General features: G+C 70.3%; 19 protein-coding genes. 3 read left to right on the top strand and 16 right to left on the bottom strand.

Features of this window, described 5'->3' with window-relative positions:
• Positions 1 to 42: 42 nt before the first annotated feature.
• The 4 genes from OG207_RS34225 to OG207_RS34210 form a co-directional block, all read right to left on the bottom strand.
• The gene (locus OG207_RS34225) at positions 43 to 1,398 is read right to left on the bottom strand and encodes a replication-associated recombination protein A (RefSeq protein ID WP_329103994.1); all 1,356 of its coding nucleotides are present in this window, start codon (positions 1,396 to 1,398) and stop codon (positions 43 to 45) included.
• A 41-nt stretch (positions 1,399 to 1,439) separates the two neighbouring features.
• The gene (locus tag OG207_RS34220; RefSeq protein WP_329103992.1) at positions 1,440 to 2,057 is read right to left on the bottom strand and encodes a vitamin K epoxide reductase family protein; all 618 of its coding nucleotides are present in this window, start codon (positions 2,055 to 2,057) and stop codon (positions 1,440 to 1,442) included.
• 121 nt (positions 2,058 to 2,178) lie between these two features.
• Positions 2,179 to 3,438 (bottom strand): histidine--tRNA ligase, encoded by a 1,260-nt coding sequence (gene hisS, locus OG207_RS34215; protein WP_329103990.1) that lies wholly within the window; start codon positions 3,436 to 3,438, stop codon positions 2,179 to 2,181.
• A 10-nt stretch (positions 3,439 to 3,448) separates the two neighbouring features.
• Positions 3,449 to 4,159, bottom strand: coding sequence for an MBL fold metallo-hydrolase (locus tag OG207_RS34210; RefSeq protein WP_329103988.1), 711 nt, complete (start codon positions 4,157 to 4,159; stop codon positions 3,449 to 3,451).
• Between the two features lie 154 nt (positions 4,160 to 4,313).
• Here OG207_RS34210 and OG207_RS34205 point away from each other — a divergent pair, with 154 nt between their 5' ends.
• Together OG207_RS34205 and OG207_RS34200 are read left to right on the top strand one after the other, a co-directional pair.
• A complete protein-coding gene (locus OG207_RS34205) occupies positions 4,314 to 5,105 on the top strand; it encodes a peptidylprolyl isomerase (protein ID WP_329103987.1) in 792 nt (263 codons plus the stop codon).
• 191 nt (positions 5,106 to 5,296) lie between these two features.
• Positions 5,297 to 6,526, top strand: coding sequence for a DUF349 domain-containing protein (locus OG207_RS34200; protein WP_329103985.1), 1,230 nt, complete (start codon positions 5,297 to 5,299; stop codon positions 6,524 to 6,526).
• Positions 6,527 to 6,651: 125 nt separating this feature from the next.
• Here OG207_RS34200 and OG207_RS34195 read toward each other — a convergent pair whose 3' ends face one another.
• From OG207_RS34195 to OG207_RS34140, 12 genes are all read right to left on the bottom strand, one after another.
• Complete coding sequence (locus OG207_RS34195) at positions 6,652 to 9,081, bottom strand: RelA/SpoT family protein (protein ID WP_329103983.1); 2,430 nt, start codon at positions 9,079 to 9,081, stop codon at positions 6,652 to 6,654.
• Between the two features lie 266 nt (positions 9,082 to 9,347).
• Entirely contained in the window at positions 9,348 to 9,902 is a 555-nt protein-coding gene (locus OG207_RS34190; protein WP_329103981.1) for an adenine phosphoribosyltransferase, read from the bottom strand.
• On the bottom strand, positions 9,899 to 10,954 hold the full coding sequence (secF, locus tag OG207_RS34185) for a protein translocase subunit SecF (RefSeq protein WP_329103979.1): 1,056 nt from the start codon (positions 10,952 to 10,954) through the stop codon (positions 9,899 to 9,901). The genes OG207_RS34190 and secF overlap by 4 nt, the downstream gene beginning before the upstream one ends.
• A gap of 3 nt (positions 10,955 to 10,957) precedes the next feature.
• Entirely contained in the window at positions 10,958 to 12,754 is a 1,797-nt protein-coding gene (secD, locus tag OG207_RS34180) for a protein translocase subunit SecD (protein WP_329103977.1), read from the bottom strand.
• Between the two features lie 153 nt (positions 12,755 to 12,907).
• Entirely contained in the window at positions 12,908 to 13,384 is a 477-nt protein-coding gene (gene yajC / locus OG207_RS34175) for a preprotein translocase subunit YajC (protein ID WP_329103975.1), read from the bottom strand.
• Positions 13,385 to 13,549: 165 nt separating this feature from the next.
• A complete protein-coding gene (gene ruvB, locus OG207_RS34170) occupies positions 13,550 to 14,611 on the bottom strand; it encodes a Holliday junction branch migration DNA helicase RuvB (protein ID WP_329103973.1) in 1,062 nt (353 codons plus the stop codon).
• A 151-nt stretch (positions 14,612 to 14,762) separates the two neighbouring features.
• Positions 14,763 to 15,395, bottom strand: coding sequence for a Holliday junction branch migration protein RuvA (gene ruvA / locus OG207_RS34165; RefSeq protein ID WP_329103971.1), 633 nt, complete (start codon positions 15,393 to 15,395; stop codon positions 14,763 to 14,765).
• Entirely contained in the window at positions 15,392 to 15,922 is a 531-nt protein-coding gene (ruvC, locus tag OG207_RS34160) for a crossover junction endodeoxyribonuclease RuvC (protein ID WP_329108103.1), read from the bottom strand. Before ruvC ends, ruvA begins: the two co-directional genes overlap by 4 nt.
• A gap of 167 nt (positions 15,923 to 16,089) precedes the next feature.
• Positions 16,090 to 16,842 carry a YebC/PmpR family DNA-binding transcriptional regulator gene (locus OG207_RS34155; RefSeq protein ID WP_329103969.1) on the bottom strand — a complete coding sequence of 251 codons (753 nt, stop codon included), beginning with the start codon at positions 16,840 to 16,842 and terminating at the stop codon, positions 16,090 to 16,092.
• Between the two features lie 57 nt (positions 16,843 to 16,899).
• Positions 16,900 to 17,493: a pyridoxal 5'-phosphate synthase glutaminase subunit PdxT gene (pdxT, locus tag OG207_RS34150; protein ID WP_327386385.1), complete on the bottom strand. Its 594-nt coding sequence runs from the start codon at positions 17,491 to 17,493 to the stop codon at positions 16,900 to 16,902.
• Positions 17,494 to 17,500: 7 nt separating this feature from the next.
• Entirely contained in the window at positions 17,501 to 18,418 is a 918-nt protein-coding gene (gene pdxS / locus OG207_RS34145; RefSeq protein WP_030706266.1) for a pyridoxal 5'-phosphate synthase lyase subunit PdxS, read from the bottom strand.
• A gap of 147 nt (positions 18,419 to 18,565) precedes the next feature.
• On the bottom strand, positions 18,566 to 19,108 hold the full coding sequence (locus OG207_RS34140) for a membrane protein (protein WP_030010553.1): 543 nt from the start codon (positions 19,106 to 19,108) through the stop codon (positions 18,566 to 18,568).
• A 109-nt stretch (positions 19,109 to 19,217) separates the two neighbouring features.
• On the opposite strand from OG207_RS34140, the gene OG207_RS34135 reads away from it, so the two are divergent.
• The gene (locus OG207_RS34135; protein ID WP_329103965.1) at positions 19,218 to 19,808 is read left to right on the top strand and encodes a hypothetical protein; all 591 of its coding nucleotides are present in this window, start codon (positions 19,218 to 19,220) and stop codon (positions 19,806 to 19,808) included.
• Positions 19,809 to 19,821: the final 13 nt, after the last annotated feature.

The following is a 19,821-nucleotide window of genomic DNA, read 5'->3' as shown; positions in this document are numbered from 1 at the left end:
CGCCGCCGCGCCGGGCGGCGCCGAGCGCGACGACGTGGTCGGTCAGGACCCGGCGCCCCGGAGGCGCTCGCGGACCTTCTCGACCACGTCGGCGTAGCGGGCCTCCGCGCCGTACCGCGTCGGCTCGTAGTACCGCTTGCCCTGGATCTCGTCCGGTGCGTACTGCTGCGCCGCGATCGCGCCCGGCACGTCGTGCGGGTACACGTACCCCTGCGCGTGCCCCAGCTTCGCCGCGCCCTTGTAGTGCCCGTCCCTCAGGTGCGGCGGGACCGATCCGGCCAGGCCCGCCCGTACGTCGGCCAGTGCCGCGCCGATCGCGGTCGTGGCGGTGTTCGACTTGGGGGCCAGCGCCAGGGCGATCGTGGCGTGCGAGAGGGTCAGGGCCGCCTCCGGGAAGCCGATCATCGCCACCGCCTGGGCCGCGGCCACGGCGATCGGCAGGGCCGTCGGGTCCGCCAGGCCGATGTCCTCGCTCGCGGAGATCATCAGGCGGCGGGCGATGAACCGGGGGTCCTCCCCGGCGTCGATCATCCGGGCCAGGTAGTGCAGTGCGGCGTCGACGTCCGAGCCGCGGATCGACTTGATCAGCGCGCTGGCCACGTCGTAGTGCTGGTCTCCGTCCTTGTCGTACCGGACCGCCGCCCGGTCGACGGCCTCCTCCAGCGTCTGGAGGGTGATCTCGTCCTCGCCCTTGGCGATGGCCGACCCGGCGCCCGCCTCCAGTGCCGTCAGCGCCCGCCGGGCGTCGCCGCCGGCGATCCGCAGCAAATGGGCCTCGGCGTCCGCCGGGAGGGTGACGGCCCCGCCCAGGCCCCGCCCTTCGGTGAGCGCGCGCCGCATCAGGTCGCTCAGGTCCTCGTCCGTGAGCGGTTCCAGCGTCAGCAGCAGCGAGCGGGACAGGAGCGGGGAGATGATCGAGAAGTACGGGTTCTCGGTGGTGGCCGCGATCAGCGTCACCCAGCGGTTCTCGACGGCGGGGAGCAGCGAGTCCTGCTGCGCCTTGCTGAACCGGTGGATCTCGTCGAGGAAGAGGACGGTCTCCTTGCCGTAGCCGCCGGCCGCCCGCTTGGCGCCCTCGATGACGGCCCGTACCTCTTTGACGCCCGCCGTGATGGCGGAGAGCTCCACGAAACGCTTCTGCGTGGCCTGGCTGACCACGTACGCCAGCGTCGTCTTCCCGATGCCGGGCGGGCCCCAGAGGATCACCGACGAGGCACCGGCCGGGCCGCCGGCCCCTTCCCCGACGAGGCGCCGCAGTGGTGATCCGGGCTTCAGCAGGTGCTGCTGGCCGACGACCTCGTCCAGGGTGCGCGGGCGCATCCGGACGGCGAGCGGGGAGCTCGCCGGGTCCTTCTCCTGGCGGTCTTCGGCAGCGGCGGTGAACAGGTCTGGTTCCACACGGGAAGCCTATGCGAGCCCACCGACAGGGCCGCCCGCGCTCAGGAGGTCCAGAAGTCCCACCAGCGGGTCAGGATCAGCATCCCGATGATCCCGACGTGCAGGACGGGCAGGACCCAGGTGAACTCGTCGAGGAAGGCCTTGAGCCAGCCCGGGGCCGGCAGCAGCCCCTCGCGGACGTTGTGCGCGGTGACGTACCAGAACATGAAGATCGTGGCGACCCAAGCCAGGCAGCACCACAGGCAGAGGGAGTTGATGTTGTAGAGCGACTGGTACATGAGCCAGGTGCAGAAGACGACGCCGAAGAGGGTGCCGGCGTTGAAGGTCAGCCAGTACCAGCGGCGGAACGAGGCACCGGCCAGCATGCTCATGCCGACGCAGATCACGATGCCGTAGGCGACGAGTCCGAGCATCGGGTTCGGGAAGCCGAAGGCCGATGCCTGATCGCTCGTCATGATGTTGCCGCAGGAGACGATCGGGTTGAGGCTGCAGGCGGGCTTGAAGGTCGGGTCCTCCAGCAGCTTGAACTTGTCGATCGTGATCACCCAGGCGGCGAGCAGGCCCGCGGCTCCGGTGATCACCAGCAGCAGGGCCAGGGCCCGGCTCCCCCCGACGGTCCTGCCCCGGGCGGTGTCCGCGTCCGCGCTTCGTGTCGTCATACCGCCCGCTCCACATCTGCCAGGTGATCAAGCACGGGCCATTGTGCCGTACGAGCCTGTGAACGGACGGGGCCGGGGAAAGATCCCCGGCCCCGTCCCGTGCGCGTGCGAAGCGTCGCCGTCAGGCGAGGCGGGCCCGGACCGTGTCGACCAGCTCGTCGACGGGCACGGCCGCCTGCTCGCCGGACTCCATGTCCTTCAGCTGGACGACGCCCTCGGCGAGGTCCCGCTCACCGACCACGACCGCGAAGCGGGCACCGCTCCGGTTCGCGTCCTTCATGGCGCCCTTGAGGCCCTTGCCGCCGTAGGACATGTCGGCCGCGACGCCCGCCTTGCGCAGCTGCGTCACCAGGCCGAACACGGTCGCCTTGGCCTCTCCGAGGGCCACGGCGAAGACCGTGGTCGTCGCCGGGATGTCCAGCTCGATGCCCTCGGCCTCCAGGGCCAGGACCGTGCGGTCCACGCCGAGCGCCCAGCCCACCGAGGGCAGGGCCGGTCCGCCGATCATCTCGGACAGTCCGTCGTACCGGCCGCCTCCGCCCACCGCGGACTGCGCGCCCAGACCGTCGTGGACGAACTCGAAGGTGGTGCGGGTGTAGTAGTCCAGTCCGCGCACCAGCTTCTCGTCGTCCTCGAAGACGACGCCGGCAGCCGTGATCAGCTCCCGCACCTCCTCGTGGTACGCCTTGCAGGCGTCGCACAGGTAGTCCCGCAGCACGGGGGCACCGACGAGCTGCTTCTGCACCTCGGCCCGCTTGTCGTCGAGCACGCGCAGCGGATTGATCTCGGCCCGGCGGACGGTCTCCTCGTCGAGGTCGAGGCCGCGCAGGAAGGTCTGGAGCGCCTCGCGGTAGACCGGGCGGCACTCCTTGTCGCCGAGCGAGTTCAGCAGGATGCGGAAGTTCGACAGCCCGAGGGTGCGGTAGGCCTGGTCGGCCAGGATGATCAGCTCGGCGTCCAGGGCTGGGTCCTCGGAGCCGATCGCCTCGGCACCCACCTGCGAGAAGTGGCGGTAACGACCCTTCTGCGGTCGCTCGTAGCGGTAGTAGGAGCCCGAGTACCAGAGCTTGGCCGGGAGGTTGCCCTGCTTGTGCAGGCTGGCCTCCAGGGCCGCGCGCAGCACGGAGGCGGTGCCCTCCGGGCGCAGGGCGAGGTTGGTGCCACCCTTGGTGGTGAGGGTGAACATCTCCTTCGTGACGATGTCGGTGGACTCGCCGACACCTCGGGCGAACAGGTTCACGTCTTCAAAGCCCGGCGTCTCGATGTAGCCGTACCCGGCCTTGCGCAGCGGGGCGGAGATGGCGTCGCGGACCGCCAGGTACTTGGCCGAGTACGGCGGGATCAGGTCGTACGTGCCCTTGGGGGCCTTGAAAGTGCTCACGAAACTCTCGTCACATTCCTCGTCGTGGAGCGGCGGTGCCGTCTCCGAGCCCGGCGGCGACTTCCCGAAGGTACGGGTTGGTCGCGCGCTCGCGGCCGATGGTGGTCTGGGGACCGTGGCCGGACAGCACCACGGTCGAGTCGTCGAGCGGCAGGCACACGCGGCCCAGCGATTCGAGGATCTCGGCGTGGGAGCCGCCGGGCAGGTCGGTGCGTCCGATGGAGCCGGCGAAGAGCAGGTCGCCCGAGAAGAAGACCGGCGGGACGTCGGCCAGCTCGGGCATCCGGAAGGTCACCGACCCCTTGGTATGGCCCGGCGCGTGCGCCACGGAGAAGTCCATTCCGGCCAATTTCAGGGTGGCGCCGTCGGCCAGTTCTCGTACGTCGTCCGGCTCCCCCACGGTCAGCTCGCCCATGAGCGGCATCCCGATGGAGCGGCCGAGGGCCTTCTCCGGGTCGCTCATCATGTAGCGGTCCTCGGGGTGGATCCAGGCCGGTACGTCGTGTGCTCCGCACACCGGGACCACCGAGGCCACATGATCGATGTGGCCATGGGTCAGCACGACCGCGACGGGCTTGAGCCGATGCTTCTTCAGCGTCTCCTCGACGCCCCGGGCGGCCTGATGGCCCGGGTCGATGATGACGCACTCCTCACCGGCGGCGGGGGCGACCACGTAGCAGTTGGTGCCCCAAGCGCCTGCGGGGAACCCGGCAATCAGCACGTTCGTCCTCAATCATCATCAGGCGGGAGGTCGTAGACAGGAATCCTGCTGCTCAGAGCCTACCGGCGCCGCTCATTACACAGCGAACCCATATACGGTACGGCCTTAGCCCAGCCCGGACAGCAGTATCAGACACGTACAAGGAGACGACCCGGTGGTCACGAGCGATCAGCGGCGGCGACAGCTCGCCAGGGAGAAGTACGAGCGCCAGCAGAAGCGCCGCGCCGAGGCCCGGAAGAAGGGGCGCCAGCGTGCGGCGGTGATCGGCGCGGCCGTGGCCGTGGTGATCGCGACGCTGGTCGGCCTGATCGTGGGCGGTGTCTTCGACAAGGACAAGAAGGACCAGGCCGCGGACCCGTCCGCGAACCCCTCGGCATCGGCAAGCGAGCCCGCGCCCAAGCAGTCCCCCTCGCCGGAGATGGCGATCGACCAGAAGGCGAAGTACACCTTCGCGCTGAAGACCAGCGCGGGTGACATCAACTTCGCGATGGACGCGGCCAAGACCCCGCAGACCGTGAACTCCTTCAAGTCGCTCGCCGACAAGGGCTACTTCGACAACACCAAGTGCCACCGGCTGACGGCCGGCGGGATCTTCGTGCTCCAGTGCGGCGACCCCGAGGGCACCGGCCGCGGCGGCCCGGGCTACAACATCCCGGACGAGAACCTGGACTCGCTGGGCAAGGCCGACGCGAACGGCCAGGTCGTCTACCCGGCCGGCACGGTGGCGATGGCGAACACGGGCCAGCCGGGCTCGGGCGGCAGCCAGTTCTTCCTGGTCTACAAGGACAGCCCGCTGGCGCCGACGTACACGCCGTTCGGCAAGATCGACGCGGCCGGCCTCAAGGTCCTCGAGGAGATCGCGAAGGCCGGTACGGTCGACGGCGGCCAGGACGGCGCTCCCAAGACCGAGGTGAAGATCGAGAAGGGCACGGTCACGCAGAACTGACCCGGTGCGCCGACCCCGGGCCCGGCCGGCCCGCATCCCGTACGCCGATATTGCGTCGTGCGTGATGCGGACAGCCGGCCCGGCGGTCGCCTATGTTGGCGTTGTGCAGGGCGGGCGCTGCCCGCCCCAGGAAACTGTGGACGATGCCCAGGGGGTGAACCCCTCGCAAGGCATCAGGTGGAGGAGGCGCTGTGAGCAGCGACCCGTGGGGCCGAGTCGACGAGACGGGCACCGTGTACGTGCGTACTTCCGATGGCGAGCAGGTCGTCGGATCGTGGCAGGCCGGCACCCCTGAGGAGGCCCTGGCCTATTTCGAGCGCAAGTACGAGGGCCTGGTGGTCGAGATCGGCCTCCTCGAAAAGCGGGTGCGGACCACTGATCTGTCCGCCAAGGACGCCCAGACGGCGATCGACCACCTGCGTACGCAGGTGGAGGAGCACCATGCCGTGGGTGACCTGGACGCCCTGCGCGTGCGGCTGGACAAGCTGGTCACGACCGTGGAGTCCCGGCGCGAGGAGCGCAAGGTAGCGAAGGCCAAGCAGACGGACGAGGCCCGCGCGGCCAAGGACGCGCTGGTCGTCGAGGCCGAGCAGCTGGCCCAGAGCGACCAGTGGCGCAGTGCGGGTGAGCGGCTGCGCGCCCTGGTGGACATCTGGAAGGGGCTGCCGCGGCTGGACCGCAAGTCGGACGACGAGCTGTGGCACCGGTTCTCCCACGCGCGCTCGGCCTTCTCCAAGCGCCGCAAGGCGCACTTCGCCTCGCTGGACGCGCAGCGCGAGGATGCCCGCAAGGTCAAGGAGAAGCTGGTCGCCGAGGCCGAGTCGCTGTCGAAGTCGACCGACTGGGGTCCGACGGCGGCCCGCTACCGCGAGCTGATGGCCGACTGGAAGGCGGCGGGCCGGGCGCAGCGCGAGTCCGAGGACGACCTGTGGAACCGGTTCCGCGGTGCGCAGGACGTGTTCTTCGCGGCCCGCAGCGAGGTCTTCGCGGAGCGTGACGCCGAGCAGATCGAGAACCTGAAGCTCAAGGAGGAGCTGGCCGACGAGGCCGAGAAGCTCGTGCCCGTGACGGACCTGAAGGCGGCCCGTGCCGCGTTCCGCTCCCTCAACGAGCGCTGGGAGGGCATCGGTCACGTGCCGCGGGACGCCCGGCCGAAGGTCGAGGGCCGCATGCACTCGGTCGAACGGGCGATCCAGGAGGCCGAGGAGGGCGAGTGGCGTCGTACGAACCCGGAGGCGCGGGCCCGTGCGGCCGGTCTGACGGGCCAGCTCCAGGCGGCGGTGGACAAGCTGCGTGAGCAGATCGACGCGGCACGCGCGGCGGGCAACAACGCCAAGGCCGACAAGCTGTCGCGCGAGCTGGAGGGCCGCCAGGCCCTGCTGGACCAGGCCCTGAAGGGCCTGGAGGAGTTCGGCGGCTGATTGCGCTGATTGCCGCCCCCGGCGCCGGAACCGGTGCCTCGGGCGGTCTTCACCAAAGGGGCGGCCCCGGTACGCGGAACGCGTACCGGGGCCGCCCTTCGTGTGGTGTACCCACGGCGGCGTGCCTACGGCCGCCTGGCCGAGGTCACGCGGTAGACGTCGTAGACGCCCTCGACGCCCCGGACGGCCTTCAGGACGTGCCCCAGGTGCTTGGGGTCGCCCATCTCGAAGGTGAACCGGGAGGTGGCCACCCGGTCGCGGGAGGTCTGGACGGCCGCCGAGAGGATGTTGACGTGCTGGTCGGAGAGGACCCGGGTGACGTCCGACAGCAGCCGGGACCGGTCCAGGGCCTCGACCTGGATGGCGACCAGGAAGACCGAGGACTGGGTGGGCGCCCACTCGACCTCGAGCATCCGCTCGGGCTGCTGGGAGAGCGAGTCGACGTTGACGCAGTCCGCGCGGTGAACCGATACGCCGCTGCCGCGCGTGACGAAGCCGATGATCGGGTCGCCCGGTACCGGGGTGCAGCAGCGGGCCAGCTTGACCCACACGTCCTCGACGCCCTTGACGACGACGCCCGGGTCCGCGTTGGTGCGCCGCTTGCGGCCGCGCGCCGGCGGGATCGATTCCTCGATGTCCTCGTTGGCCGCCTCCTCGCCGCCGAGGGCCGCCACCAGCTTCTGTACGACGCCCTGCGCGGCCACGTGGCCCTCGCCGATCGCCGCGTACAGGGAGGAAATGTCGGGGTAGCGCATCTCGTGCGCGAGGGTCACGAGCGAGTCGCCGGTCAGGATGCGCTGGATCGGCAGGTTCTGCTTGCGCATGGCCCGGGCGATGGCGTCCTTGCCGTGCTCGATGGCCTCGTCGCGGCGCTCCTTGGAGAACCAGGCGCGGATCTTGTTGCGGGCCCGCGGTGACTTGACGAAGCCGAGCCAGTCGCGGGACGGGCCGGCGCCCTCGGCCTTGGAGGTGAAGACCTCGACCAGGTCGCCGTTGTCGAGCGTGGACTCGAGCGGGACGAGCCGGCCGTTGACCCTGGCCCCTATCGTCCGGTGGCCGACCTCGGTGTGGACGGCGTACGCGAAGTCCACGGGGGTGGCTCCGGCGGGCAGCGCGATGACGTCGCCCTTGGGGGTGAAGACGAAGACCTCGTTGCGGGAGAGGTCGAAGCGCAGCGAGTCGAGGAACTCGCCCGGGTCCTCGGTCTCCTTCTGCCAGTCCAGCAGCTGGCGCAGCCAGGCCATGTCGTTGACCGTGTCCTGGCCGGCGCTGCCCTTGGCGGCCTGCGGGACGTCGGTGCGGACCTTGGAGGTGCCGGCGACGGTCTGCTGCTTGTACTTCCAGTGCGCGGCGATGCCGTATTCGGCGCGGCGGTGCATGTCGAAGGTGCGGATCTGCAGCTCGACGGGCTTGCCGCTGGGTCCGATGACCGTCGTGTGGAGCGACTGGTACATGTTGAACTTGGGCATCGCGATGTAGTCCTTGAACCGGCCGGGGACCGGGTTCCATCGCGCGTGCACGGTGCCCAGGGCCGCGTAGCAGTCCCGGACGGTGTCGACGAGGACGCGGATGCCCACCAGGTCGTAGATCTCCGCGAAGTCACGGCCGCGGACGATCATCTTCTGGTAGACGCTGTAGTAGTGCTTCGGGCGGCCCGTCACGGTGGCCTTGATGCGGGCGGCCCTGAGGTCGACCTGCACCTCGTCGGTGACGACGGCGAGGTACTCGTCGCGCTTGGGCGCGCGCTCGGCGACCAGGCGCACGATCTCGTCGTACATCTTCGGGTAGAGGATCGCGAAGGAGAGGTCTTCGAGCTCCCACTTGATCGTGTTCATGCCCAGCCGGTGCGCCAGCGGGGCGTAGATCTCGAGGGTCTCGCGGGCCTTCTTCTCCTGCTTCTCCCGCTTGAGGTAGCGCATGGTGCGCATGTTGTGCAGCCGGTCGGCGAGCTTGATGACCAGGACGCGCGGGTCCTTGGCCATCGCCACGACCATCTTGCGGACGGTCTCCGCCTGGGCGGCCTCGCCGAACTTCACCCGGTCCAGCTTGGTGACGCCGTCGACGAGGAGGGCCACGGCGTCGCCGAAGTCACGGCGCAGGTCTTCGAGGCCGTACTCGGTGTCCTCGACGGTGTCGTGCAGCAGACCGGCCATGAGGGTGGCGGGGTCCATGCCGAGCTCGGCGAGGATGGTGGTCACCGCGAGCGGATGGGTGATGTACGGGTCGCCGCTCTTGCGCTTCTGGCCGCGGTGCCAACGTTCGGCCACCTGGTAGGCCTGCTCCAACTGGCGCAGCGTCGACGTCTCGATCTTCGGGTCGTTGCTGCGGACTATGCGGAGCAACGGCTCCAGCACCGGGTTGTACGGGTTCGAGCGCTGCACGCCGAGCCGGGCGAGACGGGCGCGCACCCGGTTGGAGGACCCGGCGGACTTCGACGGCGCGGGCTTGACCGGCGGCACCGGCGGGGCCGGCGGGGGCGTGGCGGGGGCCGCCGTGGTCTGCTCGGCCTGCGGGTCGGGCTGCGCGGCGGAGATTGGCTGGACCTCGTCTGGCAAGAGCGCTCCTCACGGGGGTCCCCCCGAACGGCGTCTGGGGGAGGATCCGGTGCCCGTGTCCGGTCCGGACAACCCATGGTAGCGAGCGTTGCGTCACCCCGTTCCCCGAGGCCCCGCCGGTGTGCGGGGATGAGCCGCGGATCTCGTCAGCCCCGTCGGCATTTGAGGCGCGCGGGTCCGGGGGCGCCCCCCGGCAGCGGCGCCGCACACGAAAGCGGCGGGCACCCGGAACCTCCCGGATGCCCGCCGCCTCGGCAGAACAGAACTCAGACCACGATCAGCGCGTCCAGCGGAGCCTCGCCCAGCGCGGGCGCCAGCTTGGCCCGCCCGGGGAGGAAGGACAGCTCCATCAGCACCGCCACGCCCGCGACCTCCGCACCGGCCCGCCGGATCAGCGAGAGCGAGGCCTCGGCCGTACCGCCGGTGGCCAGCACGTCGTCGATGACCATGACCCGGTCACCGGCCGACAGGTCCTCGGCGTGGACCTCGATCTCCGCGGTGCCGTACTCCAGCTCGTACGACTGCGCGAGCGTCGCGCCCGGCAGCTTTCCGGCCTTGCGCACCGGCACGAAGCCGATCCCGGCCTGCACGGCGACCGGAGCCGCGAGGATGAACCCGCGCGCCTCCAAGCCGACGATCTTCGTCGCGCCGTACCGGCCGGCCAGCTCCACCAGTGCGTCCGTCAGCGCGGCGAACGCCTCGGGGTCCGCCAGCAGCGGGGTGATGTCCTTGAACATCACGCCCGGCTTCGGATAGTCCGCCACGTCCTTGATCCGGCTGAGGAGCAGCTCCCGGGCGTCCTCGGACAGCGGCGCGGTCAACGTCGCCGCCCCGGCCGGCCCTGCGCCACGACCTGCGGCTCGTCCTCGGCCGCGTAGGCCTCGTCCGGGGACTCGCCCTTGGCCGCCGCGGCCGCCCGCTTGGCGAGCACCCGCTTCTTGAGCGCCTTCATCGCCGGCTCACGCTCCTTGAGGTCGACGACCAGCGGGGTCGCGATGAAGATCGAGGAGTACGCACCGGCCGCGAGGCCGACGAACAGCGACAGCGAGATGTCGTTCAGCATGCCGGCGCCCAGGAAGCCACCGCCGATGAACAGCAGCGCGGCGACCGGGAGGAGCGCGACGACCGTGGTGTTGATCGAGCGGACCAGGGTGCCGTTGATGCTGCGGTTGGCGACCTCGCTGTACGTCCAGCGGGTCTGCTTGGTGATGTCCTTCGAGCCCTCCTTGAGACCGTCGAAGACGACGACGGTGTCGTAGAGGGAGTAACCGAGGATCGTCAGCAGACCGATGACCGTGCCCGGCGTGACCTCGAAGCCGACGAGCGCGTACACACCGACGGTGATGGTGAGGTCGTGGATCAGCGCGATCAGCGCCGCGACCGCCATCCGCCACTCGAAGGCGATGGCCAGATAGATCACCACGAGGACCATGAAGACGCCGAGACCGGTCCAGGCCTTGTTCGCGATCTGCTCGCCCCAGCTGGGGCCGACCAGGTCGGCGTTGATGTCGGCCTCGCTGACCTTGAGGTCGGCGGCGAGGGTCTTCTTGACGTCGGTCGCGGCGGCGGTGTCCAGACCGGAGATCTGGATGCGCAGGCCGCCGGTGCCGAGCTGCTGGACGATCGCGTCGTGGCCCGAGGCCTTCTCCGCTACTTCCGTCGCCTTGGCCACGGAAATGGAGGACTTCGAGGTGGTGAAGACGGCACCGCCCTTGAACTCGATGCCCATGTTGAGGCCCTGGACGGCCAGGGCGACGATCGCCGTGATGGTGATCAGGATGGAAACGCCGTACCAGAGAAAGCGCTTGCCGACGAAGTCGTAGCCGACCTCACCGCGGTACAGCTTGGCGCCGAGATCTCCCAGCTTCGACATCTCTCACGCCTCCTTTGCGTCGACGGGGGCGGGGGCGGAACCGGTACGGCGGGACCGGCGGAGCGGAGGCTTGGCGCCCAGCCGCTTCGGGTCCAGCCCGGACCACGGGTGACCGCTGGCGAAGAACTTCGTACGCGCCACCAGTGTCATGACGGGCTTGGTGAAGAGGAACACCACGACCACGTCGAGCAGGGTCGTAAGACCCAGTGTGAACGCGAAGCCCTGGACCTTGCCCACCGTGACGATGAACAGCACCGCGGCGGCCAGGAACGACACGAAGTCGGAGACCAGGATCGTGCGACGGGCGCGCGGCCAGGCGCGCTCGACGGCCGGACGCAGTGTGCGCCCCTCGCGGATCTCGTCGCGGATGCGCTCGAAGTACACGATGAACGAGTCCGCCGTGATGCCGATCGCCACGATCGCACCGCAGACCGCCGGCAGGTTCAGCGCGAAACCGATGCCCTTTCCGAGCAGCGACATGATCGTGTAGGTCAGGATCGCGGAGACCATGAGGCTGACGATGGCGATGAACGCCAGGCCCCGGTAGTACACCAGCAGGTAGATCACCACGAGGAGCAGGCCGATGGCGCCGGCGATCAGGCCGGCCTTCAGCTGCTCGCCGCCGAGCGCGGCGGTGACGGTGGTGACGCTGTCCTCGGTGAAGGTGAGCGGCAGGGCGCCGTACGAGAGCATGTTGCCCAGGTCCTGCGCGGACTGCTGGGTGAAGCCGCCCGAGATCTCGGCGTTGCCGCCGGTCAGCGCCTGGCTCACGGAGGGGTCGGAGATGACCCGCCCGTCGAGCACGATGGCGAACTGGTTCTGCGGCATCTGCTTGGTGGCCAGCTCACCGGTGATCTTGGCGAACTTGTCGGCGCCCTTGTCGGTGAACTGCATGGTGACGATCCACTGGCCGCGCTGGGGATCGATCTGACCCTTGGCGTCCTTCACGTCCTGGCCGTTGACCTGGGCCGGACCGAGGATCCACTTGCCCCAGGCGGTACCGCGCTGGCCGCAGGCGACCATCGGCTCCTCGGGCTTGGCGCCCGCGCCGGCGGCGGCGCGCTGCGCCTCGTCGTTGCAGTCCAGCGCCGCGAACTTGGCCTGGAGGGCCGCTGCGGCGGCCTCGTCGCCGGTCGCCGGCGCGGAGGCGGATGCGGAGGGCGACGGGGCCTTGGTGTCGTCTGCCTTCTTCGACTCGCTCGCCGAGGGCGAGGGAGTGGGCGCGGCCGGGGCCTTGAGGGCCTCGCTGAGCGCACGGCCCTGGGAAGTGGCGCTGGACGACGGGCTGGCGGAGGGGCTGGTCTTGCCGTCTCCGGCCTTGGGAGCGCCGGAGCCGCTCGCGGACGGGCTCGGGCTCGGGCTCGCAGTGCCCTCGGGAGCGGCCGGGGAGCCGTCCGCGAAGGCGAGCACCGGGCGGAAGTACAGCTGGGCGGTGGTACCGACCTGCTCGCGCGCCTGCTGCTCGTTCGTCCCCTTGGGGATGTTCACGATGATGTGGTCGCGACCCTGGGTCTGGACCTCCGCCTCGGACACGCCGAGACCGTTGACGCGGCGGTCGATGATGCCGACCGCCGTGTTCATGTTGGTCTCGTTGATGGCGCTCTCTTTGCCGGGCTCGCTCTTGGCCTTGAGCGTGATGCTCGTGCCGCCGGCGAGGTCGATGCCCAGCCTGGGAGTCGTCTGCTTGGAGAGGAACATCCCAGCGGTGAGCGCCACCATCGCGATCAGGATGATCGCCAGGGCGCGCCCCGGCCTCCCCTGAGCCCCCGTGGGCCGCCGGCCCTTCTTCGGTGCTGCCACCTTGTCGTTTCTCCCTGTCCAACCGTCCCGCGCCGGGTCAGCGCGGGGACGGCCACGAAATGTGTGGTGGGGACCCCTGCCCCCCGCAGAAGTGTCACAGACGGGGACCGTGCCGGTCGCCGGTCGGGCGCCTCCACGGTCCCCCGCGGCGCGTTACTTCGCGCCGGCCTCGCCGTCGGACTTGCCGTCCTTGGGCTCGCCGTCGCCCTTGGGCGCGTCCTCGTCCTTCTTGCCCAGGTCGAGCCCCGGAGCCTCGTCCTCGCCCTTGGTGAGGTCCGTCTTCGGGGCATCGGTCAGCGAGGAGGCGTCGTCCGGGACGACCGGCGTGTCGGTCGCCTCGTCGTCGTCGATGCCGTGGACGATGCGGTTGTACTCCGCGTCCTCCAGAACGGCACCGATGGCGTTCTTCGCGAAGATCGCGTGGACGCCGGGAGCCAGCTCCAGGGTGACCGTGTCGTCACCGATCTCCTTCACCGTGGCGTACATGCCGCCGATGGTGCGGACGCCGGTGCCGGGCGTCATGTGGTCGCGCATCTGCGCGGCTGCCTGCTGCTTCTTCTTCGCGGAGCGGGTCATCAGGAACATCGCCCCGATGAGCACGATGAACGGGAGGAGTGTCACGAGATTCACGGGACGGAGATCCTTCGCACGACCGCACGCGGACGGCGGCCTTTTCTACGGGGGTGGGCACACCGACCCGAAGGGTCGGCATCGGCGGAGTCTAGGCGAGTCCGCACCGATGGAACAACGCCCAGCATGGCACCGCAGTTCCTGAGGGGTCGAACCTCCGCGCCGTCAGGCCCCGAACAAGCCCTGTTGTCCGCTTGATCCACTCCCGCCGTGCTGCGGGGGGACGAGCCCCAGGTGGGCCCATGCGGCGGGCGTCGCCACCCGCCCCCGGGGGGTACGTGCGAGCAGCCCCTCGCGGACCAGGAAGGGTTCCGCCACCTCCTCCACGGTCTCCCGCTCCTCGCCGACGGCCACGGCGAGGGTGGACAGGCCCACGGGTCCGCCGCCGAAGAGCTTGAGCAGGGCTTCGAGAACGGCGCGATCCAGTCGGTCGAGGCCGCGCCCGTCCACCTCGTACACCTGGAGGGCGGTACCGGCCACCTCGCGGTTGATCACGCCGTCCGCCCGGACCTGGGCGTAGTCGCGGACGCGGCGCAGCAGCCGGTTGGCGATGCGCGGGGTGCCGCGGGAGCGGCCGGCGATCTCGGCGGCGCCGGCGGTGTCGATCTCCACGTCGAGGAGGCGGGCGGAGCGGTGGATGACGCGTTCCAGCTCCTCGGGGGCGTAGAACTCCATGTGCCCGGTGAAGCCGAAGCGGTCCCGCAGCGGCGGGGGCAGCAGTCCGGCCCGGGTGGTGGCGCCGACCAGGGTGAAGGGCGGCAGCTCCAGCGGGATCGCGGTGGCACCGGGTCCTTTGCCGACGATCACGTCGACGCGGAAGTCCTCCATGGCCATGTAGAGCATCTCCTCGGCGGGCCGGGACATGCGGTGGATCTCGTCGAGGAAGAGGACCTCGCCCTCCTGGAGGGAGGAGAGGATCGCCGCCAGGTCCCCCGCGTGCTGGATGGCGGGGCCGGAGGTGATGCGGATGGGCGCGCCCATCTCGGCCGCGATGATCATGGAAAGGGTGGTCTTGCCGAGGCCGGGCGCGCCGGAGAGCAGGACGTGGTCGGCAGTGGCTCCGCGCTGCTTGGCGGCCTTCAGGACGAGGTCCAGCTGCTGGCGGACCTTCTCCTGGCCGACGAACTCGCCGAGGTCCTTGGGGCGCAGCGCCGCCTCGACGGCGGTGTCCTCGCCGTCGGCGGCGGCCGCCACGATCCGGTCGTCGCTCTCGTCTTCCCAGTTCACGCTGTCAGTCTGCCTTCTCGGTTCGTACGGTGGTCGGTCGCCTGCGGCCGGTCCCTGCGGGGCGTTCCCCCCGCCCCGCCCCTTCGCCGTTCCCGGGCGCTGCCCGGACCCGCTCCTCGATCGCCGGCGGGGCCGAACGCGGGCGCAGGGGTCAGCGGGCCCGGTTCAGGGACTGGAGGGCCGCCCGCAGGAGCTGCGGAACGGGGGCCGAACCGCCGGCGGCGATGGCGGCCTCGGCCTGCGGCGTCACCGCCGCGACCGCGTCCTCCGCCTCGCGCGAGGCGTAGCCGAGGCCGATCAGGGCGGCGGAGAGCTGCTCGGTCCAGGGGGCGGGCCCGGAGGCCGCGGCGCGCTGCGCGCCCACGAGGCCGCTGCTACCCAGTGGAGCCCCCAGCTTGCCCTTCAGTTCGAGGAGTAGTTTCTGGGCGCCCTTCTTGCCGATGCCCGGCACCGCCACGAGCGCCTTCTCGTCGCCGGTGGAGACGGCCAGCCGCAGCGCGTCGGGGCTGTGCACGGCGAGCATCGCCTGGGCGAGCCTCGGTCCGACCCCGCTGGCGGTCTGCAGGATCTCGAAGACCTGGCGCTCGTCGTCGTCGGCGAAGCCGTACAGGGTGAGCGAGTCCTCGCGCACGACGAGGGAGGTGGCCAGCCGGGCCTGCTCCCCCATCCGCAGGCCGGCGATGGTGGTGGGCGTGCACTGCACGGCCATGCCCACTCCCCCGACCTCGATGACGGCAAGGGTGGGGGCGAGTGCGGCGACCGGGCCGCTGACGAAGGCGATCATCGGGTACGGCCTTTCGAGGCGTGCAGGGCGACCGCCTGCTGGAGGCGGTTCTGGGCGGGGGCCCGCCAGATGTGGCAGATGGCGAGGGCGAGGGCGTCGGCGGCGTCCGCCGGTTTGGGTGGTGCGTCCAGCCTCAGCAGCCGGGTGACCATGGCGCCGACCTGGGCCTTGTCGGCCCGGCCGCTGCCGGTGACGGCGGCCTTGACCTCGCTGGGGGTGTGCAGGGCGACCGGTATTCCGCGGCGGGCGGCGCACAGCATCGCGACGGCGCTCGCCTGGGCGGTGCCCATCACGGTGCTGACGTTGTGCTGGCTGAACACCCGTTCCACCGCGACGACTTCGGGCCGGTGAGCGTCGAGCCATTCCTCGATGCCCTGCTCGATGGCGACGAGCCGGTGGCCCAACTCGGCGTCCGCGGGCGTCCGTACGACTCCCACGCCGAGCATGGTCAGCGGCCGTCCGGCCACCCCCTCGACGACGCCGACACCGCACCGCGTCAGCCCGGGGTCAACACCGAGCACTCGCACCACCGCCACCTCCTTCTTCGCGCAGGTGTGCAGGCTACCGGCCGCCTGTGACAGTGCACCGACAGCACGGACCGACCCGCCGGGCAGAGGGGCGCGCCGAGAGTGCCGGGGACGGAAACGACGGTGGGCCGACGGGGTGTCCCCGTCGGCCCACCGTTGACGCTCGGTCAGGCGTCGACCTTCTCCATGACTTCGTCCGAGACGTCGAAGTTGGCGAAGACGTTCTGCACGTCGTCGCTGTCCTCCAGCGCGTCGATCAGCTTGAAGATCTTGCGCGCGCCCTCTTCGTCCAGCTCGACCTGCATGGTCGGCAGGAAGTTGGAGTCCGCCGAGTCGTAGTCGATGCCGGCCGTCTGGAGCGCGGTGCGGACCGCGACCATGTCGGTGGCCTCGCTGATGATCTCGAAGCTGTCGCCGAGGTCGTTGACCTCTTCGGCACCCGCGTCGAGCACCGTTTCCAGGACGTCGTCCTCGGAGAGCTCGCCCTTGGGCAGCAGGACGACGCCCTTGCGGTTGAACAGGTACGAGACCGAGCCAGGGTCGGCCATCGAACCGCCGTTGCGGGTCATGGCGACGCGCACGTCGGACGCGGCACGGTTGCGGTTGTCGGTGAGGCACTCGATGAGCACCGCGACACCGTTCGGACCGTAGCCTTCGTACATGATCGTCTCGTAGTCGGCGCCGCCGGCCTCGAGCCCACCGCCGCGCTTGACCGCGGAGTCGATGTTCTTGTTCGGGACCGAGCTCTTCTTGGCCTTCTGGATGGCGTCGAAGAGCGTCGGGTTGCCATCGATGTCGGCACCGCCCATACGGGCCGCGACCTCGATGTTCTTGATCAGCTTCGCGAAGAGCTTGCCGCGCTTGGCGTCAACCACGGCCTTCTTGTGCTTCGTCGTAGCCCATTTAGAGTGGCCGGACATCTGCCTGTCTCCTTCGCGTCACCAACAGTGTTCGTCTCCGATCCTACCGGGAGCCCGTTACAGCCCCGCGCGCACCATGTCGACGAAGTACGCGTGAACGCGGTCGTCTCCGGTCAGCTCGGGGTGGAACGAGGTGGCGAGGACGTTGCCCTGGCGCACGGCGACCGTGTGGCCGTCGTACGTGGCGAGCACCTCGGCGGCGGCGCCGACGGACTCGACCCAGGGCGCGCGGATGAAGACGCCCTCGACCGGACCGCCCGCTATGCCCGCGAAGTCGACCTTCGCTTCGAAGGACTCGTTCTGGCGGCCGAACGCGTTGCGGCGGACGATCATGTCGATGCCGCCCAGGGTCTCCTGGTCCTCACGGCCGTCCAGGAGCTTGTCCGCGAGCATGATCATGCCGGCGCAGGTGCCGTACACGGGCATCCCGGCCGCCACGCGCTCGCGCAGCGGCTCCAGCATGCCGAACAGCACGGCGAGCTTCGACATGGTGGTGGACTCGCCGCCGGGGATCACCAGGGCGTCGACCTCGGCGAGCTCCTCGGGACGCCGGACCGGCCTGGCCACGGCGTCCGCCGCGGCCAGGGCGATCAGGTGCTCCCGCACGTCGCCCTGGAGGGCCAGGACACCGATCACGGGGGTGTTCGTCATGATCGGATTACCAGCCGCGGTTGGCGTAGCGCTCGGCCTCGGGGAGGGTGTCGCAGTTGATGCCGACCATGGCCTCGCCCAGGTTGCGGGAGGCGTCCGCGATGATCTTCGGGTCGTCGTAGAAGGTGGTGGCCTTCACGATGGCGGCGGCGCGCTTGGCCGGGTCGCCCGACTTGAAGATGCCGGAGCCCACGAAGACGCCCTCGGCGCCGAGCTGGCGCATGAGCGCGGCGTCGGCCGGGGTGGCGACGCCACCGGCGGAGAACAGCACGACCGGGAGCTTGCCGAGCTCGGCAACTTCCTTGACGAGCTCGTACGGGGCGCGCAGCTCCTTGGCGGCGGCGAACAGCTCGTTGTTGTCGTAGCCGCGCAGGCGGGCGATCTCGTTCTTGATCTGGCGCAGGTGGCGGACGGCCTCGACGACGTTTCCGGTGCCGGCCTCGCCCTTCGAGCGGATCATGGCCGCGCCCTCGGCGATGCGGCGCAGGGCCTCGCCCAGGTTGGTGGCGCCACAGACGAAGGGGGTGGTGAACGCCCACTTGTCGGAGTGGTTGACCTCGTCGGCCGGGGTCAGGACCTCGGACTCGTCGATGTAGTCGACACCGAGGGACTGCAGGACCTGGGCCTCGACGAAGTGGCCGATGCGGGACTTGGCCATGACCGGGATCGAGACGGCCTCGATGATCTCTTCGATCATGTTCGGGTCGGACATGCGCGCGACGCCGCCGTCCTTGCGGATGTCGGCCGGAACCCGCTCCAGGGCCATGACGGCCACGGCGCCGGCGTCCTCGGCGATCTTCGCCTGCTCGGCGTTGACCACGTCCATGATCACGCCGCCCTTCAGCTGCTCGGCCATGCCGCGCTTGACGCGCGAGGTGCCGATCGCCGACTCGGCGGACTGGGGGGAGGTGGGAAGCGTGCTCACGGATTGACCTCACTCGGAAGGAAGACGGGGTACTGCTCGTACTACTCGGCTGAGGAAACCCCAGGGGATCAGTCCACTACAAGGGCCAATGTGGAGCCTGTGGCTCCTTGATTTATCCCTCGCGGCCCTTGGAAGCCCCTCGAAGGCCTAGGTCGGCCGGTCTGCAAGATCCACCGGGGGCTCGTCGTCCATTTCGAAGGCGAGCGGGAACGGCGCGTGTCCCGCCAGTCTGAACCAGCGGACCTTGCGGTGCCGACGCAGCGCGCGGGCGGCCCGTACCGAGTCGTTGAGGAAGCGCCGCGCCATCGGAACCCGGCGGACGGCCGCCGCCAGCTCCTCCGTGGCCTCGGCCCCACCGGGGGCCGCCTTGAGCACGTCGACCTGGTCGGCATCGGCGAAGACCGCCCGCAGTGCCTGGCTGAGTTCGCTCTCGGCCACCTCGCGGTGGTCCTCCTCGGCCTGCCGGGCGGCGTGCGCTGCCTCGTAGAGCACCAGGGAGGAGGCGGGGTCGAGCACCCCGGAGGTGGCCACCTCCAGCACGACGGAGGCCCGCCGCACGAGCTGGGCGTCGAGCGCGGCCCGCGCGGCGTCCATCCGCGAGTGCAACCGGTCGAGCCGGCCGGCGGTCCAGCTGAGGTAGACCCCGATGACTCCGAGAGCCAGGGCGATCCAGACAAGGGTTTCGATCACGCTGCGCGACCCTACCGCTCCGCGCGGCCCCGGCCTCCATCGGGCCTGGTCCGGGCCGCCCCCGGACCAGTAAGGTCCATGATCCATAAACATCGGGGGGACAGGACATATGAAGCCGCACCGCAGAACAACGGCACGCGCACTGCTCGCGGTGGCCGCCGCACTCGTGGCGGCCACCCTGGCCGCCCACGTCTGGGGCGGTTCGGACGGCGGGCTCGTCGTGATGAACCAGGTGCACGGCCACTTCGTCGCCATGGGCTGGGTGACGCTGGTCGCCCTGGTCGGGGGGATCCTGCTGGGAGCACGGAAGACGGCGACGCGCCTCGCCCTGGGACTCCCGGTGGCCATTCTCGGAGTCATGGTCATGAGCCTCGCCACCATGCTGGCCATGCTGGCCGGTGGGCAGGAGCAGACGCAGAGCCTGACGGCCCCCGGACGGGACGACCGTCGCCTGGTCGTCGAAGAGGGCTCGGCCATGATCGACCCGCTGTGGTATGTGTACGTCCAGCAGGGCAGCTGGCCCCGGGAGCGCCGTTGGGCCGTCGGCTACTTCAACGGCGACGCCACCGGCAACGAGCTCCGCGAGGCCGTCTGGACGGCCCCCGACCGGATCCGGCTGACCACCTCGGACGGCGTGGTCCACGAGGTGGCCGTCGCCCCCGGCGGCCGGCCCGATCAGGTCGTCTCCGCCGGGTGGTGACCCCTCAGGAGAA

The organism is Streptomyces sp. NBC_01439 (genome assembly GCF_036227605.1).
GTDB lineage: Bacteria > Actinomycetota > Actinomycetes > Streptomycetales > Streptomycetaceae > Streptomyces.
Note: the sequence above shows the minus strand (reverse complement) of the source record. Positions and strands in the feature narration are given on the sequence as shown.